The 15956-nt window shown below is 57.6% G+C and carries 13 protein-coding genes; 6 read left to right on the top strand and 7 right to left on the bottom strand.

The window, feature by feature from the left end; genetic code table 11:
- Positions 1–64: 64 nt before the first annotated feature.
- Both yfbR and AB5Y92_RS08610 read right to left on the bottom strand, forming a co-directional pair.
- Positions 65–655 (bottom strand): 5'-deoxynucleotidase, encoded by a 591-nt coding sequence (yfbR, locus tag AB5Y92_RS08615; protein ID WP_047436789.1) that lies wholly within the window; start codon positions 653–655, stop codon positions 65–67.
- A 92-nt stretch (positions 656–747) separates the two neighbouring features.
- Positions 748–1182: a YccF domain-containing protein gene (locus AB5Y92_RS08610; RefSeq protein ID WP_158110079.1), complete on the bottom strand. Its 435-nt coding sequence runs from the start codon at positions 1180–1182 to the stop codon at positions 748–750.
- Positions 1183–1623: 441 nt separating this feature from the next.
- On the opposite strand from AB5Y92_RS08610, the gene tig reads away from it, so the two are divergent.
- The 6 genes from tig (at position 1624) to ppiD (ending at position 10062) form a co-directional block, all read left to right on the top strand.
- Positions 1624–2934 carry a trigger factor gene (gene tig, locus AB5Y92_RS08605; protein ID WP_005345092.1) on the top strand — a complete coding sequence of 437 codons (1311 nt, stop codon included), beginning with the start codon at positions 1624–1626 and terminating at the stop codon, positions 2932–2934.
- An 86-nt stretch (positions 2935–3020) separates the two neighbouring features.
- On the top strand, positions 3021–3644 hold the full coding sequence (gene clpP / locus AB5Y92_RS08600; RefSeq protein WP_005336979.1) for an ATP-dependent Clp endopeptidase proteolytic subunit ClpP: 624 nt from the start codon (positions 3021–3023) through the stop codon (positions 3642–3644).
- A gap of 70 nt (positions 3645–3714) precedes the next feature.
- Positions 3715–4989, top strand: coding sequence for an ATP-dependent protease ATP-binding subunit ClpX (gene clpX / locus AB5Y92_RS08595; protein WP_005336977.1), 1275 nt, complete (start codon positions 3715–3717; stop codon positions 4987–4989).
- A 141-nt stretch (positions 4990–5130) separates the two neighbouring features.
- Positions 5131–7485 carry an endopeptidase La gene (gene lon, locus AB5Y92_RS08590; RefSeq protein ID WP_005336976.1) on the top strand — a complete coding sequence of 785 codons (2355 nt, stop codon included), beginning with the start codon at positions 5131–5133 and terminating at the stop codon, positions 7483–7485.
- Positions 7486–7725: 240 nt separating this feature from the next.
- Positions 7726–7998, top strand: coding sequence for a nucleoid-associated protein HU-beta (gene hupB, locus AB5Y92_RS08585; RefSeq protein ID WP_005315375.1), 273 nt, complete (start codon positions 7726–7728; stop codon positions 7996–7998).
- Positions 7999–8148: 150 nt separating this feature from the next.
- Positions 8149–10062 (top strand): peptidylprolyl isomerase, encoded by a 1914-nt coding sequence (gene ppiD / locus AB5Y92_RS08580; protein WP_368226470.1) that lies wholly within the window; start codon positions 8149–8151, stop codon positions 10060–10062.
- A 295-nt stretch (positions 10063–10357) separates the two neighbouring features.
- Here ppiD and AB5Y92_RS08575 read toward each other — a convergent pair whose 3' ends face one another.
- The 5 genes from AB5Y92_RS08575 to AB5Y92_RS08555 all read right to left on the bottom strand — a co-directional run.
- Entirely contained in the window at positions 10358–11950 is a 1593-nt protein-coding gene (locus tag AB5Y92_RS08575; RefSeq protein WP_040068106.1) for an ABC-F family ATPase, read from the bottom strand.
- A 167-nt stretch (positions 11951–12117) separates the two neighbouring features.
- Positions 12118–13770, bottom strand: coding sequence for a cation acetate symporter (locus AB5Y92_RS08570; protein WP_047434904.1), 1653 nt, complete (start codon positions 13768–13770; stop codon positions 12118–12120).
- Positions 13767–14078 (bottom strand): DUF485 domain-containing protein, encoded by a 312-nt coding sequence (locus AB5Y92_RS08565; protein WP_040068110.1) that lies wholly within the window; start codon positions 14076–14078, stop codon positions 13767–13769. Before AB5Y92_RS08565 ends, AB5Y92_RS08570 begins: the two co-directional genes overlap by 4 nt.
- 105 nt (positions 14079–14183) lie before the next feature.
- Positions 14184–14810: a 3'-5' exonuclease gene (locus AB5Y92_RS08560; protein ID WP_368226469.1), complete on the bottom strand. Its 627-nt coding sequence runs from the start codon at positions 14808–14810 to the stop codon at positions 14184–14186.
- A gap of 2 nt (positions 14811–14812) precedes the next feature.
- Positions 14813–15956: putative nucleotidyltransferase substrate binding domain-containing protein (locus AB5Y92_RS08555; protein ID WP_368226467.1), on the bottom strand; the 1144-nt coding region annotated here is incomplete at its 5' end.

Raw genomic sequence — 15956 nt, 5'->3', positions numbered from 1 at the left:
AAGACGAAGAGCCCGCCGGTGTTAAACCGGCGGGCTCTTCTGTTTTCAGGTCATGTAGACTGGCTTAGTGAGCGTTGAGCTCATCGAGCGGCAGGGAGAAGCTGGCCACAAAGGTGTCGATAAAGTAGCGCATCTCATCGCTCATCCGCGCTGCCAGCATGGCCTCAAGGCGTTTGCGAGCCGGTTCGAACTCCCGGTTTCCCGCGTTGATCTCCTCCAGACACTTGGTATAGGCGCAGAGGGTGTCGGCATCCTTGACCAGCCTGGCCAGCTCGTCATCCTGGGCTGCCGAATCGAGCAGGGGGCGAAAGTCCTCCACCAGTTCCGGCGGCAGCATGCCAAGCAGACGCTGCTCGGCGGCCAGTTCTATCTTCTTGTACTCGCGGGCAATTTCGGGGTTGAAGTATTTGACCGGGGTAGGCAGATCGCCGGTCAGCACCTCACTGCTGTCGTGGTAGAGGGCCATCACGGCGGCGCGGTCGGCATTCACGCTGCCGCCAAACAGCCGGTTTTTGATGATGCCGAGGGCATGGGCCACCATGGCGACCTGCAGGCTGTGTTCGGCAATGTTTTCCGGCTGGATGTTGCGCATCAGGGGCCAGCGGTAGATGAGTTTCATGCGGGCGAGATTGGCGAAAAAGTGGCTGGGTAACATGATGGCCTCAACAAAAGAGAATAAAAAAGGGCAGACCCTAGTCTGCCCTTTTTTTCGTTGCAGGGCAGCGTCTGCCCGCGCATTTCCCGTGTTTAGCGGATATAGCGGCCCGATTCCGCCTCCTGGTTGGTCACAATCATCTGGCCGATAGGAGCCAGGCTGATCAGCGCCAGCTTGAGGTGCTGGATACCGAACGGGATACCGATAATGGTTACGAAGCAGGCCAGCGCGGAAGCGATGTGGCCGATGGCGAGCCAGACACCGATCAGCACGAACCAGAGGATGTTGCCAATCAGCCCCAGAGTGCCGGTGCCGATATCGCTCTGGCCGGTCATGGTCTTGCGGTTGACCGCCTGCTTGCCAAACGGGAAGAAGGTAAAGGTGCCGATCACGAAGCAGGCACGTCCCCAGGGGATGCCGACCAGCGAGATAAAGCAGACAAGACCGGCCAGCCACCAGGCCAGGCCCATAAAGATACCTCCCAGTACAAACCAGAGCAGATTGAACAAGAAGCGGAAAAAGGCCATGTGAGTGACTCCAGATCATCAATTTGGTTGCCACCATAACGAGGGAGGGGGAGGGACGCAATGGTTGATTGGCCCAATCGCCATTTGGCTGGACAAATTGAGTCGCCGCCCGCAACGGTGGGCTGTGTTTCGGCGAAAGATGGGCAATAAAGCGGCGTTCGGATGAAAAAAGGTGAGCAAACGCAAAATTATTGCCATCGGATAGTTGAAGTCTGGCACCTCTCTCCCCATATAAAGGGCAGTTTTGCACGAATTGTGCTTGCACGCCGCTCAATGTGGGGGATGTGTGGCTCGACTCGACCAAAGTGCGCCGCTATAATGCCGCGTCATATTTTCTCATCACAAAGACATATCGTTGTCTTTATAAACAGGAAGACTCCGGGCTTTGCCCAGGGGCAATAAAGGGTCAGCACACAGTGCTGAGTTGAACGAGGTAGAAGAATGCAAGTTTCTGTAGAGACAACCCAGGGTCTGGAACGCCGTCTTACCATCACTGTACCGGCCGCTACCGTAGACGCCGCTGTGCGTAAAGAATTGAATGGCCTGGCCAAAACTCGTCGCATCGACGGTTTCCGTCCTGGCAAGGCTCCGGTTGCCATCATCAAGAAGATGTTCGGCGCCATGGCTCACGCCCGCGTTGCTGATGAAATGATGCAGAGCAACTTCATCAAAGCCATCATCGAAAACAAACTGAGCCCAGCCGGTGCCCCGACCATGGATCCGAAAGAGATCAAAGAAGGTCAGGATTTTGAATTCACCGCCACTTTCGAAGTGTATCCGGAGTTCGAAGTTGCAGGTCTCGAGACCATCAAGGTCGAGAAGCCGGTTGCGACCGTGAAGGACGAAGATCTGGCCAACATGATCGACACCCTGCGCAAGCAGCACGCTACCTGGGCTGATGCCGATGTTGCCGCTGCCAATGGCATGCGTGTGACCATGGACTTCGTCGGTTCCATCGATGGTGAAGAGTTCGACGGCGGCAAAGCTGAAGGCTTCAACCTGGTGCTGGGCGCTGGCCGCATGATCCCGGGCTTCGAAGACGCCATCCTGGGCAAGAAAGCGGGCGACGAGTTCACCATCGAAGTGACTTTCCCGGCTGACTACCACGCTGAAAACCTGAAAGGCAAAGAGGCCAAGTTCGCTTCCAAGCTGATCAAGGTTGAAGAGCAGATCCTGCCTGAGCTGACCGAAGAGTTCGTGAAGCGTTTCGGTATCGAAAGCGGTTCTGTTGAAGAGCTGAAAGCCGAAGTGCGCAAGAACATGGAGCGCGAACTGGCTCAAGCCCTGAAAAACAGCGTGAAAGAGCAGGTTCTGAACGGCTTGGTTGAAGCCAACCAAATCGATCTGCCGAAAGCTGCCGTTGCGCAAGAGATCGACGCACTGCGTCAGCAGGCTCTGCAGCGTTTCGGTGGCTTCCAGGGCGGCAACGCTCCCGAGCTGCCGGCTGAACTGTTCCAGGCTCAAGCCGAGCGTCGTGTACGCGTAGGCCTGCTGCTGGGTGACGTGATCCGCACCAACGAGATCAAGGCTGACGATGCCCGTGTAAACAGCATCATCGAGTCCATGGCGACTGCCTACGAAGATCCGAAGGAAGTGATCGAGTACTACCAGAAGAACGAACAGATGCTGAACGGCGTTCGTAACCTGGCAGTAGAAGATCAAGCCATCGACCTGATCCTGTCCAAAGCGCAAGTGACCGAAAAAGAAGTTGCCTTTGACGAAGTGATCAACAAGTCTGGCGCCGCTGCCTAAGAACATTTGACTTAAGGTCAAGACTGTTAAGTATAATGGCTCGTGTGATCTCCACTCGGGCCATTTTATTTTAGGGACAATGCCTTATGTACAAGAACTATAACGATATGACCGATTCTCCCAGCAATGCGCTGGTCCCCATTGTGGTCGAACAGACTGCCAAGGGTGAACGTTCCTACGATATTTACTCCCGTCTGCTGAAAGAGCGGGTGATCTTCCTGACTGGTCAGGTTGAAGATCACATGGCCAATCTGGTGGTTGCCCAGCTGCTGTTCCTCGAGTCCGAGAATCCGGACAAGGACATCTATATCTACATCAACTCGCCGGGTGGTTCGGTGACTGCGGGCATGTCCATCTACGACACCATGCAGTTCATCAAGCCGGATGTCAGCACCGTCTGCATGGGGCAGGCCTGCTCCATGGGTGCCTTCCTGCTGGCTGGCGGTGCCAAGGGCAAGCGTTTCTGCCTGCCTAACGCCCGCGTGATGATCCACCAGCCGCTGGGTGGCTTCCAGGGGCAGGCATCTGATATCCAGATCCACGCCCAGGAGATCCTCAAGATCAAAAATACCCTGAACGAGCGCCTGGCGTTCCACACCGGTCAGGACATGGCTACCATCGAGCGTGACACCGATCGTGACAACTTCATGTCCGCCGAGCAGGCCGTGGCCTATGGTCTGGTTGACGGTGTCCTGAGCCAGCGTAGCTGAGCAGGGTGTCCCGGTCTGTTGTAAACTCAACAGGCCGATCCATCCTCTATTGATAAAACGAGGTTGCTGAATGACAGAGAAACGCAAGGGTGAGGGTGATAAGCTGCTCTACTGCTCTTTTTGCGGCAAAAGCCAGCATGAAGTGCGCAAGCTGATCGCTGGCCCTTCCGTCTACATATGTGATGAGTGCGTCGAGCTGTGCAACGACATCATCCGCGAAGAGATCCGCGAGATCTCGCCCAAGCGCGATGGTAACGAGCTGCCGACCCCTCATCAGATCCGCGCTCATCTCGATGACTATGTGATCGGGCAGGAGTACGCCAAGAAGGTGTTGGCCGTTGCCGTCTACAACCACTACAAGCGTCTGCGCAACAGCGGCGAAAACAGTGGTGTGGAGCTCGGCAAATCCAACATCCTGCTGATTGGCCCGACCGGTAGCGGTAAAACCCTGCTGGCCGAGACTCTGGCTCGTCTGCTGGATGTGCCGTTCACCATGGCCGATGCGACCACCCTGACCGAAGCCGGTTATGTGGGCGAGGACGTGGAGAACATCATCCAGAAGCTGCTGCAAAAGTGCGACTACGACGTAGAGAAGGCCCAGCGTGGCATCGTCTATATCGACGAGATCGACAAGATCTCCCGCAAGTCGGACAACCCCTCCATCACCCGCGATGTCTCCGGGGAAGGGGTACAGCAGGCACTGCTCAAGCTGATCGAAGGGACCATTGCTTCCGTGCCGCCGCAAGGTGGTCGCAAGCATCCGCAGCAGGAGTTCTTGCAGGTTGATACCTCCAAGATCCTCTTCATCTGTGGCGGTGCCTTTGCTGGTCTTGACAAGGTGATCGAGCAGCGTTCCGTGAAGGGAACCGGTATCGGTTTTGGCGCCGAGGTGAAATCCAAGGATGCCAAGGCCACCCTGAGCGAGACCTTCGCCAAGGTAGAGCCGGAAGATCTGATCAAATATGGTCTGATCCCCGAGTTCATCGGCCGTCTGCCGGTGGTCGCGACCCTGACCGAGCTGGACGAGTCTGCCCTTATCCAGATCCTGAAAGAGCCGAAAAACGCGCTGACCAAACAGTACGCTGCGTTGTTCGACCTGGAAGGGGTCGAGCTGGAGTTCCGTGACGACGCACTCAACGCCATTGCTCGCAAGGCGATGGAGCGTAAAACCGGTGCTCGTGGTTTGCGTTCCATCGTGGAAGCCGTGCTGCTGGATACCATGTATGACCTGCCTTCTCTGGAAGGGGTCAGCAAGGTGGTGATCGACGAGACCGTGATCAAAGGGGACTCTGCGCCCTTGATGATCTACGAAAATCCCGAAACCCAGGCTGCTGCATCAGAGTAAATGTCTGATTTTTAATCAAATGGAAGGGGCTTTTTGCCCCTTTCATGCTTTTTACGGTTTCGGCGATTGAATCTCATCTCAGCGCCCCCATATACTCAGCCAAGCGCTTTGCCAACGGTATAACAAGCCGAGAGGACATATATGAACCTAGAGCGTTCAGAACGCATCGAGATTCCCGTCCTGCCTCTTCGTGACGTGGTGGTTTATCCCCACATGGTCATTCCACTCTTTGTGGGGCGGGAAAAATCCATTCGCTGTCTGGAAGCGGCCATGGAGCAGGACAAGAAAGTTCTGCTGGTGGCCCAGAAGGATGCGTCAACCGATGAGCCGACTGTGGAGGAGATCTTCACCGTCGGGACAGTGGCCAATATTCTGCAGATGCTCAAGCTGCCGGACGGCACCGTCAAGGTGCTGGTAGAGGGTGGGCAGCGTGCCCGCCTGGAGCGGATGATCGACGACAAGGATTTCTTTGTCTGCGAGGCCCAGTACATCCCCTCCCAAGCCATTGAGGAGAAGGATCAGGAAGTGCTGGTTCGCTCCGCCATCGGCCAGTTTGAAGGCTATATCAAGCTCAACAAGAAGATCCCGCCCGAGGTACTGACCTCGATATCGGCGATCGACGATGCTGCGCGTCTGGCTGACACCATGGCGGCCCACATGCCGCTCAAGCTGGAAGACAAGCAGAAGGTGCTGGAGATCGTCTCTGTCTCCGAGCGCATCGAATTCCTGATGGCGATGATGGAGTCGGAAATTGACCTGCTGCAGGTCGAGAAGCGCATCCGTACTCGCGTCAAGAAGCAGATGGAAAAGAGTCAGCGCGAGTATTACCTCAACGAGCAGATGAAGGCCATCCAGAAAGAGCTGGGTGAGCTGGAAGATAGCCCGGATGAGTTTGAAGCCCTCAATCGCAAGATTGAAGAGGCTGGCATGCCGGAAGATGCCCGTGAAAAGGCCCAGGCCGAGCTTGCCAAGCTGAAGATGATGTCTCCCATGTCCGCCGAGGCTACCGTGGTTCGCAGCTATGTGGACTGGATGGTACAGGTGCCCTGGAAGGCGCGATCCAAGGTCAAGAAAGACCTTGGCAAGGCGCAAGAGGTGCTGGATGCCGATCACTATGGCCTCGAGAAGGTCAAGGATCGCATCCTCGAATATCTGGCGGTACAGGCACGGGTGAACAAGCTCAAGGGCCCCATCCTCTGTCTGGTTGGGCCTCCCGGTGTGGGCAAGACCTCGCTGGGCCAATCCATCGCCAAGGCGACAGGCCGCAAATATGTGCGGATGGCCCTCGGTGGGGTGCGTGACGAAGCGGAGATACGCGGTCACCGCCGTACCTATATCGGTTCCATGCCTGGCAAGCTCATCCAGAAGATGGCGAAAGTCGGTGTGAAGAACCCGCTGTTCCTGCTCGACGAGATCGACAAGATGAGCTCGGACATGCGCGGCGATCCCGCATCCGCCTTGCTGGAAGTGCTGGATCCGGAACAGAACAACAGCTTCAACGATCACTATCTGGAAGTGGATTATGACCTGTCGGACGTGATGTTCGTGGCTACCTCCAACTCCATGAACATCCCGGGTCCCTTGCTGGACCGGATGGAAGTGATCCGCCTCTCCGGTTACACCGAAGATGAGAAGCTCAACATTGCCAAGCAGCATCTGGTTGCCAAGCAGATCCAGCGCAACGGCCTGAAAGAGTCCGAGATCACCATCGAAGATTCTGCCCTGGTCGGAGTGATCCGCTACTACACCCGCGAGGCGGGGGTGCGGAGTTTGGAGCGCGAGATCTCCAAGATTTGTCGCAAGGCGGTCAAGCGCATCCTGCTGGACAAGAGCATCAAGCATGTTCAGGTCAATCAGGAGAACCTCAAGGAGTTCCTCGGGGTGCAGCGTTTCGATTACGGCAAGGCCACCGACCAGAACCAGGTGGGTCAGGTGTGTGGTCTGGCGTGGACCGAAGTGGGGGGCGATCTGCTCACCATCGAGACCACCAACATGCCGGGCAAGGGCAAGCTCACTTATACCGGTTCCCTCGGTGATGTGATGCAGGAGTCAATCCAGGCGGCCATGACGGTCGTACGAGCCCGTGCCGAGAAGCTGCGCATCAATGCCGACTTCTACGAGAAGCGCGATATCCACGTGCACGTACCGGAAGGGGCAACCCCGAAAGATGGTCCGAGCGCCGGTATCGCCATGTGTACTGCCCTTGTCTCCAGCTTGACCGGTAATCCGGTTCGTGCTGATGTGGCTATGACAGGGGAGATCACCTTGCGCGGCGAAGTGCTGCCCATCGGTGGTCTCAAGGAGAAGTTGCTGGCAGCCCATCGTGGCGGCATCAAGCGAGTGCTTATTCCGAAAGAGAACGAGCGTGACCTTGAGGAGATCCCGGCAAACGTCAAACAAGACCTTGAAATTTATCCGGTTCGCTGGATTGACGAGGTGCTGGAATTGGCGTTGCAGGACAATCCACAGGGGTTTGAGCGCGTTTCTGTCGTGTAAATGTTGATGCGCCGCAAATTTGGCGCATTCGACGGGTGGTTAAGGCTTGCATGCGCCCGATAACGGAAGTAGCCTTGACCACCGATCGGGTACTCGTGATGAGTCGCAATGCGTTGTGTGGCGCGGGTTTGCGCCAGATTGTCACTTGCAACTGATCAGGAGGCTTGCTATAAAACCTCCACTTGTTGTGGCCAGGGAAATCAGCGCCGCAGCGGTGTTTGATAAAAGGGGAATATAAGAGTGAATAAATCTCAACTGATTGACAAGATTGCAGACGGTGCCGATATCTCCAAAGCTGCCGCTGGCCGTGCGTTGGATGCCTTCATTGATGCTGTTGGTGAAGCGCTGAAAGAGGGTGACCAGGTTGCTCTGGTTGGTTTCGGTACTTTCGCTGTGCGCGAGCGTGCTGCCCGTTCAGGCCGTAACCCGCAGACTGGCGCGACCATCGAAATCGCTGCTGGTAAAGTTCCTGCCTTCAAAGCCGGTAAGGCCCTGAAAGACGCTGTTAACTAAGTCGGTCGCTGATATCCGTCGGCTACCGTCCTTGGTCGCAGACCAGACAAGTTAGAGAGTCTTCTCTCATACTGATTGACCAAGGCGCATCGCAATCGGTGCGCCTTTTTATTGTTTACGCCCATCGAGTTCGGGAGCATAAGTACAAACATGATGTTGGATAAACTACGCGAAGGGGCGCAGGGCAAGGTAGCCAAGGTTATCTTGGGCCTGATCATCCTCTCCTTTGCCTTGGCTGGTGTAGGTAGTTACCTGAACGGCCCGGCCCGTACCGCCCCCGCCACCGTCAATGGCACCGAGATCAGTGCTGCGGCACTGGAAAATGCCTACCGTAACGAGCGCGCCCGCATGGAATCCCAGATGGGAGAGGCATTCAGCCAGCTGGCCGCGAACCCCGATTACATGAAACAGTTCCGCCGCGGCGTGCTGGATCGGCTGATCGATCAGGCGCTGCTGGACAGCAAGGCTCGCGAGCTGGGTCTGCGCGTCAGCGATGAGCAGATCAAGCAGGCCATCGTGGCCATGCCCGAGTTTGCCGAGAACGGCAAGTTCAACAATGATCGCTATCTGCAGCTGATCCGCCGTGCCGGCATGACTCCCGAAATGTTCCGTGACTCCCTGCGTCAGGACATGGTGCGTCAACAGTTGATGAGCGCTCTGCTGGGCACCGAATTCTCCCTCAAGGGCGAAGCGGAGCAGCTCGACAAGCTCTACAACCAGACTCGCGATCTGCGTCTGGTGCGTCTGGCTGCCGCCAACTACATGGCTGATGTTCAGGTCTCCGACAACGAGCTGGAGCAGTACTACAAGACCAATGGCGCCCGTTTCATGAACGATGAGCAGGTCAAGGTCGACTATCTGCTGCTGGACGCTGCCAACCTCGCCAAGGATATCAAGGTCACCGAGCAGGATGCCCAGGATTACTACGACCAGCACCAGGATCTGTTCCAGCGTGCCGAGCGTCGCCACGTGGCTCACATCCTTATCCCGTTTGGCAAGGATGAGAAAGCGGCCGAGCAGAAAGCAGAAGCCGTGCTGGCCAAAGCCAAGGCGGGCGATGATTTCGCTGCGCTGGCCAAGGCTGACTCTTCCGATACCTTCTCTGCCAAAAAAGGCGGCGAGCTGGACTGGTTTGAGAAAGGGGTGATGGATCCGGACTTCGAGAAAGCCGCGTTCGCCTTGGACAAGGCTGGCGATCTCTCCGGCGTGGTGAAGAGCCCGTTCGGTTTCCACATCATCAAGCTGCTGGGGGTTGAAGCAGCCCAGACCAAGCCGTTTGCCGATGTGAAAGAAGAGACCATCACTCGTCTGCAAGCTGACAAGGCCAAGGAGAAATTCTTCGCCGAGCAGCAGAAGATGGCTGACAACAGCTTCGAAAACCCGGACTCGCTGGATCTGACCGCTGATGCCATGGGGATGAAGGTTCAATCTTCCGATTTCTTCACCCAGGCGACTGCTCCGGCTCCGCTGAACGATCCCAAGGTGCTCTCCGTGGCGTTCTCCGAACAGCTGCGCGATGACAACACCAACTCCGACGTGATCGAGCTGGCTGACGGCAAGGCGCTTGTGCTGCACATCACGGGTCACAAGCCCAAAGCGGTCAAGCCGCTGGCCGAGGTGAAAGAGCAGGTGATTGCCGCCATCAAGCATGACAAGGCCAGTGAAGTGGCCCGTGGCAAGGCCCAGGGCCTGCTGGACAAGCTTAAAGTCGGTGAGAGCATCACCGCCGATCTGACTGCACTCGGTCTGAAAGTGGAGACCCACAAAGGGGTTGCCCGCTTCGATCGCGAGCTGGATCAGAACCTGATTGCCCAGGCGTTCACGCTGCCCCATCCGATCGACGGCAAGCCGAGCGTGGCTCTGGTTGCCGAGACCAATGGTGACCGAGTTGTGGTTGCGCTGGACAAGGTTAACGTCCCTGCCGCCGCATCCGGTATGGCTGCCATGCTGCAAGCTCAGCTGGGTCAGGGCAAAGCCCAGGTGGATTACAAGTCTCTGATCGACGAGCTGCGCAAAGCGGCCAAGATCGAGTACTTCACCAGTGTGGAAGCGACCGTCGAGTAATCGGCACTGCGCAACCCATTGAAAACGGCTCCTTGATGGAGCCGTTTTTTTATCTGTGGGCAAAAGAGGGGGGAGACTCAAGCTTTGCTCTTTGCTCTTTGCTCTTTGCTCTTTGCTCTTTGCTCTTTGCTCTTTGCTCTTTGCTCTTTGCTCTTTGCTCTTTGCTCTCTGCTCTTTGCTCTGTGGTGTGTAGTCACATCACTGCTATACGCCATCTCAATCGTCTAAATACGGAATATAAAAAAACCGGCACGTGTGTGCCGGTTTTTCATTGCGAACTTGCGCAGGTGCGGGGTTATACCACACCCTGGGTGCGCAGGTAATCCTCGTAGGTGCCGCCGAAGTCGCGGATGCCATCTTCAGTCAGCTCCAGGATGCGGGTCGCCAGAGAGGAGACGAATTCGCGGTCGTGAGAGACGAAGATCAGGGTCCCCTGGTAGAGCTCCAGTGCCATGTTCAAGGATTCGATGGATTCCATGTCCAGGTGGTTGGTCGGCTCATCCATGATCAGGATGTTGGGGCGCTGCATCATCAGCTTGCCGAACAGCATGCGGCCCTGTTCACCACCGGAGAGCACCTTGACCGGCTTCTTGATGTCGTCCTGAGAGAAGAGCAGACGGCCCAGTATGGAGCGTACAGCCTGCTCGTCTTCGTTCTCCTGTTTCCACTGGGCCATCCAGTCGAATACGTTGAGATCAGTGTCGAAGTCTTCGGCGTGATCCTGAGCGTAGTAACCGATCTGGGCGTTCTCGGACCACTTGATGGTGCCGGTATCCGGTGCCAGTGCGCCGACCAGGGTCTTGATCAGAGTGGATTTACCGATACCGTTGGTACCCAGAATGGCGACCTTCTCGCCCACTTCCATCATCATGTTGAGGCCCTTGAACAGGGGACCGTCGCCATAACCCTTGGATACACCTTCCACTTCCAGGATGTTGCGATAGAGCTTTTTGTCCTGCTCGAAGCGGATGAAGGGGTTCTGGCGGCTGGAGACCTTGACGTCCTCAATCTTGATCTTGTCGATCTGCTTGAGACGGGAGGTCGCCTGACGGGATTTGGAGGCGTTGGCGCTGAAACGGGAGACGAAGGATTGCAGATCGGCGATCTGGGCCTTCTTCTTGGCGTTGTCAGCCAGCAGGCGCTCGCGCGCCTGGGTGGCGGCCAGCATGTAGTCGTCGTAGTTGCCCGGATAGACGCGCAGCTCGCCGTAGTCCAGATCCGCCATGTGGGTACAGACGGAGTTCAGGAAGTGACGGTCGTGAGAGATGATGATCATGGTGCTTTCACGTTCGTTGAGCACCTGCTCCAGCCAGCGAATGGTGTTGATATCCAGGTTGTTGGTCGGTTCGTCCAGCAGCAGGATGTCAGGGTTGGAGAACAGCGCCTGTGCCAGCAGCACCCGCAGTTTCCAGCCTGGGGCCACTTCGCTCATCGGGCCGTTGTGCTGTTCAAGGGGAATGCCGACACCCAGCAGCAGCTCGCCTGCACGCGCTTCAGCGGTGTAGCCGTCATATTCGGCGACCAGACCTTCCAGCTCGGCGGCCTTCATATAGTCTTCGTCGGTGGCTTCGAGGTTGGCGTAGATGGCATCGCGCTCGGCGATAGCCGCCCACAGCTCGGTGTGACCCATCATGACCACGTCCAGTACGCGCATATCTTCGTAGGCGAACTGATCCTGACGCAGCTTACCGATGCGCTCGTTGACGTCCAGGCTCACATTACCGCCAGTGGGCTCCAGATCACCACCGAGGATCTTCATAAAGGTGGACTTGCCACAGCCGTTGGCGCCGATAAGGCCATAGCGGTTGCCGCCGCCAAACTTGACGTTGATGTTCTCAAACAGCGGCTTGGCGCCGAACTGCATGGTGATGTTGTTGCTACTTAACAAGGTATGTGTCCCGATTGGTCTGTCAAATGGCGCGCATTATGGCACAGATCCCCCGAAAGTTTTAGCGAGAAGTGTGATCTTGATCGGGGCAAGCGGGGCGTGCAGCCGATTGATGGGCAATAAAAAAAGCCGGCGCGAGGCCGGCTTGGAAGGATGAACTTGATCTGTTAGTGGGAGGTAGCGCCAGAGGCCCCCAGCCCGGTTTGGGAGCGAACGAACTGCGGCAGGAACTTGGCATGCTCGTCGGCGGCGTTCTGGGAGCTGTCGGTGATGGAGAAGAACCAGATCCCGACGAAGGCCAACCCCATGGAGAAGAGGGCAGGGTATTCGTAGGGGAAGATGGCCTGGGCATGGCCCAGCACTTTCACCCACACGGTCGGACCCAGGATCATCAGGGTCACTGCGCTCGCCAGTCCCAGCCAGCCACCGTAGACGGCGCCACGGGTGGTCAGGCGTGACCAGAACATGGAGAGGAACAGCACCGGGAAGTTGCAGCTGGCGGCGATGGAGAAGGCCAGACCGACCATGAAGGCGATGTTCTGCTTCTCGAACAGGATCCCCAGACCAATGGCAACCACACCCAGTACCAGAGTCGTCATCTTGGAGACGCGCAGTTCATCAGTCTCGTTGGCCTTGCCCTTCTTCAACACACTGGCATAGAGGTCATGGGAGACCGCAGAGGCTCCGGCCAGGGTCAATCCGGCGACTACCGCCAGAATGGTGGCAAATGCCACGGCAGAGATGAAGCCGAGGAACAGACTTCCACCCACTGCATCAGCCAGGTGGACGGCTGCCATGTTGGTGCCGCCCAGCAGGGCGCCGGTGGCATCCTTGAAGGCCGGATTGGTGCTCACCAGCAGGATGGCGCCAAAACCGATGATGAAGGTGAGGATGTAGAAGTAGCCGATAAAGCCAGTGGCGTAGAACACCGATTTACGCGCCTCTTTGGCATCGCTCACGGTGAAGAAGCGCATCAGGATGTGGGGCAGGCCGGCGGTACCGAACATCAATGCCAGACCGAGCGAAATGGCGGAGATGGGGTCGGAGACCAGCCCGCCCGGGCTCATGATGGCGGAGCCTTTCTCGTGCACTTTGACCGCTTCGCTAAACAGGGCGCCGATGTCGAAGTTGACTGACTTCATCACCATGATGGCCATGAAGGACGCACCAGAGAGCAGCATCACTGCCTTGATGATCTGCACCCAGGTGGTGGCCAGCATGCCGCCAAACAGCACGTAGAGCACCATCAGGATACCGACCAGCACCACGGCCACATGGTATTGCAGGCCAAACAGCAGCTCGATCAGTTTGCCGGCACCGACCATCTGGGCGATCAGGTAGAGGGCGACCACCACCAGCGAGCCGCAGGCGGAGAGGGTACGCACTTCAGTCTGCTTCAGACGATAGGAGGCGACATCGGCGAAGGTGTATTTGCCGAGATTGCGCAGCCGTTCGGCGATCAGGAACAGAATGATGGGCCAGCCCACCAGAAAGCCGATGGAGTAGATAAGGCCGTCATAGCCGGAGGTGTAGACCAGCGCGGAGATCCCGAGGAAGGAGGCGGCGGACATATAGTCACCAGCGATGGCCAGACCGTTCTGGAAGCCGGTGATACGGCCACCGGCGGCATAGTAGTCGGAAGCCGAGCGGTTGCGCTTGGAGGCCCAGTAGGTGATGAACAGGGTAGCGGCCACAAACACCAGAAACATCACGATGGCGGCGACATTAAGGGGCTGACGCTCCACGGCGCCAGAGATTGCATCAGCCGCCAGCAGGGGAGAGGAGGCCAGTGAGGTCAACAGCAGCAACTTGCCTTTCATGATTGCACCCCTTTGAGGATCTTCTGGTTCAGTTCATCAAATTCGCCGTTGGCGCGAAAGACATAGACGCCGGTCAACACGAAGGAGGAGAGGATCAATCCTACCCCGACAGGAATGCCGCGAGTAATGGTCGACCCTTCGCTCAAGGGGGTGCCCAGCCAACCGGGGGCAAAGGCGATGAGCAGAATAAACGCCAGGTAGAGTCCCAGCATCAGAGCCGAGAGGGCCCAGGCAAAACGCTGGCGCTTGGCGACCAGCTCCTGGAAGTTGGGATCTTGCTGGATCCTCAGATAGCTTTGCTGTTCCATTGCAGTTCTCCATGACATGAGTGTCAGCGGTGGATGGGGTAACCCCGACGAGCAGGCAATCTGCTCATGTAAGCAAAATGTGAATTAAATGTTATTTCTCGACAATTAGACTTTGGGATAAGTGAGCGGCGAGCCGCAGGTCAGGCGCAGGTAGATGAGCGCGGCCGTGGTGGCATCGGCAAGGGCGTCGTGGGCGGGCAGGGATGGGAGTTCAAGGTGGCTGCAGATGGCACTTAAGTGAAGGTCAATGGCCGCATCGGGATAGCGGCGATAGAGGTGGTCGTGATAGAGCTGGCTCACCTCGATCCCTCGCTGGGGCAGGGTCAATCCCCACAATTTCTGGCAGGCAAGATTGAGAATGCGCAGGTCGTAGGCGATGTGATAGCCCAGCAGTTCACGGGGGCCGATAAACGCCAAAAGTAAGCGCAGCGCGGCTTCCAGCTCCATCCCCTGTTGCAGATCCTGATGGCGCAGACCGTGGATCACTACCGATTGGCTGGTCAGGCTGGCCGGTGGCTGCACCTTGATGGCTAGGGCCTCGCCGGTCAGCAGCCGGTTACCCTGAATGCGCACCGCCCCGATGGAGACGATCTCGGCCTGCTCGGGATCGAGACTGGTGGTCTCGAAATCGAGGGCGATCCGTTCATCTTCCGGTGGGGTGGCAAAGAGCGGCGCGAACTCGCCAGTTCGGAACGCACGGCCATACCAGTAGCGTCGAACACGGCTCAACATGGCTATTGTCTCAGACGAAAGTGCAAGGTGAGCCACTGCTGGAACTTCTTCACCTGATGCAGCGCCTGACGCAACAGATCCCGCTCGCTGTGGCTGAGCTCGCTTGTCTGCACCCGACTATTGCCCCCCTTGAGCTGGCTGCGCAGCCTCAGTCGGATAAAGAGCCGGAACGCCTCTGCCAGATTGCTGCCATAGTCGGCACTGAGCCGATCGGCTGCCACCAGCGCGTCGATACGCCCCAGGGTTGAGGTCTCCAGAATGCCTGCCTCAAGGGCCAGCATGCGGATACCGTGCACCAGCGGGAACAGGCCGCCCCGCTTCAGATCCAGCCCTTCCGGTGGCTGTTCCAGCCGGCCAAACAGGGTGAGGGGGGCATGAAAGGCCACTGCCGGTCGCACCATCTCCGCCAGCAGATCCCGTCTGTCCGCCAACTGCTCGCGCAGCGCTCTGGCCACCGGCAGATGGAGCTGTCGATCCCCCGCGATGGGGTGAGCATCGGCCAGGGTGGCGAGCCAGAGCAGCTCATCCTCTTTTGCCGTGGTGCAGGCGCAGGCAATGGCGCTTTGCCACTCGATGCCTGTTTTTACCCAGGCCGGATTGTTCACCATCACCTGCCCGGGGCACAGCGGGTAGCCGAGTTGCTCCAGCAGACCGCTGAATTCGGCCAGATCGGCTGTCTGGGTGGGCCATGTCAGCCCCTCTGGCAGGATCAGGGCGTTGTCCTGATCGGTTTTGAGGATCTGCTCGCCGCGCCCCTCCGAGCCCAGCATCAGCAGGCAAACCTTATCCTGCACCTCGGAGGGGATCACCAGCGCAAAGGCTTTGGCGATCAGCTGTTCGTTGATGGTGGCGATCAGCTTCATCAAAAAGGCGGTGTGGATCCCTTGGGCAAACAGCGAGCGGGTCAATTGTTGCTGCTCGCGGGCGACCGCTTCCAGCGCTGGCAGGCTGTCGGCGCGGGCGATACGCAACGTCAGCACGTGGGAGTGGGTCGAGAAGAGCCCCAGCACCTGGGTCAGTTGCAGGATCCCCGCCACCTCGTTGCCACGCCATACCACCAGTCGCTTGATGCGATGGCGGGTCATCAGCAGCAGGGCATCAAACAGATAGCTCTCCAGCGGCAGACCAATCAGAGGAGTAGGGGTC

The sequence above is a fragment of the Aeromonas sp. R1-1 genome, from assembly GCF_040908495.1.
GTDB lineage: Bacteria > Pseudomonadota > Gammaproteobacteria > Enterobacterales > Aeromonadaceae > Aeromonas > Aeromonas veronii.
The sequence above is the reverse complement of the archived record's forward strand: the minus strand, read 5'-3'. Positions and strand labels throughout refer to the sequence as shown.

Excerpts from the sequence above, each read along its gene's own strand:
- clpP (WP_005336979.1), top strand. The coding sequence starts at position 3,021 with ATGTACAAGAACTATAACGATATGACCGATTCTCCCAGCAATGCGCTG.
- clpX (WP_005336977.1), top strand. The coding sequence starts at position 3,715 with ATGACAGAGAAACGCAAGGGTGAGGGTGATAAGCTGCTCTACTGCTCT.
- lon (WP_005336976.1), top strand. The coding sequence starts at position 5,131 with ATGAACCTAGAGCGTTCAGAACGCATCGAGATTCCCGTCCTGCCTCTT.
- AB5Y92_RS08610 (WP_158110079.1), bottom strand. The coding sequence starts at position 1,182 with ATGGCCTTTTTCCGCTTCTTGTTCAATCTGCTCTGGTTTGTACTGGGA.
- ppiD (WP_368226470.1), top strand. The coding sequence starts at position 8,149 with ATGATGTTGGATAAACTACGCGAAGGGGCGCAGGGCAAGGTAGCCAAG.
- AB5Y92_RS08570 (WP_047434904.1), bottom strand. The coding sequence starts at position 13,770 with ATGAAAGGCAAGTTGCTGCTGTTGACCTCACTGGCCTCCTCTCCCCTG.
- yfbR (WP_047436789.1), bottom strand. The coding sequence starts at position 655 with ATGTTACCCAGCCACTTTTTCGCCAATCTCGCCCGCATGAAACTCATC.
- AB5Y92_RS08565 (WP_040068110.1), bottom strand. The coding sequence starts at position 14,078 with ATGGAACAGCAAAGCTATCTGAGGATCCAGCAAGATCCCAACTTCCAG.
- tig (WP_005345092.1), top strand. The coding sequence starts at position 1,624 with ATGCAAGTTTCTGTAGAGACAACCCAGGGTCTGGAACGCCGTCTTACC.
- AB5Y92_RS08560 (WP_368226469.1), bottom strand. The coding sequence starts at position 14,810 with ATGTTGAGCCGTGTTCGACGCTACTGGTATGGCCGTGCGTTCCGAACT.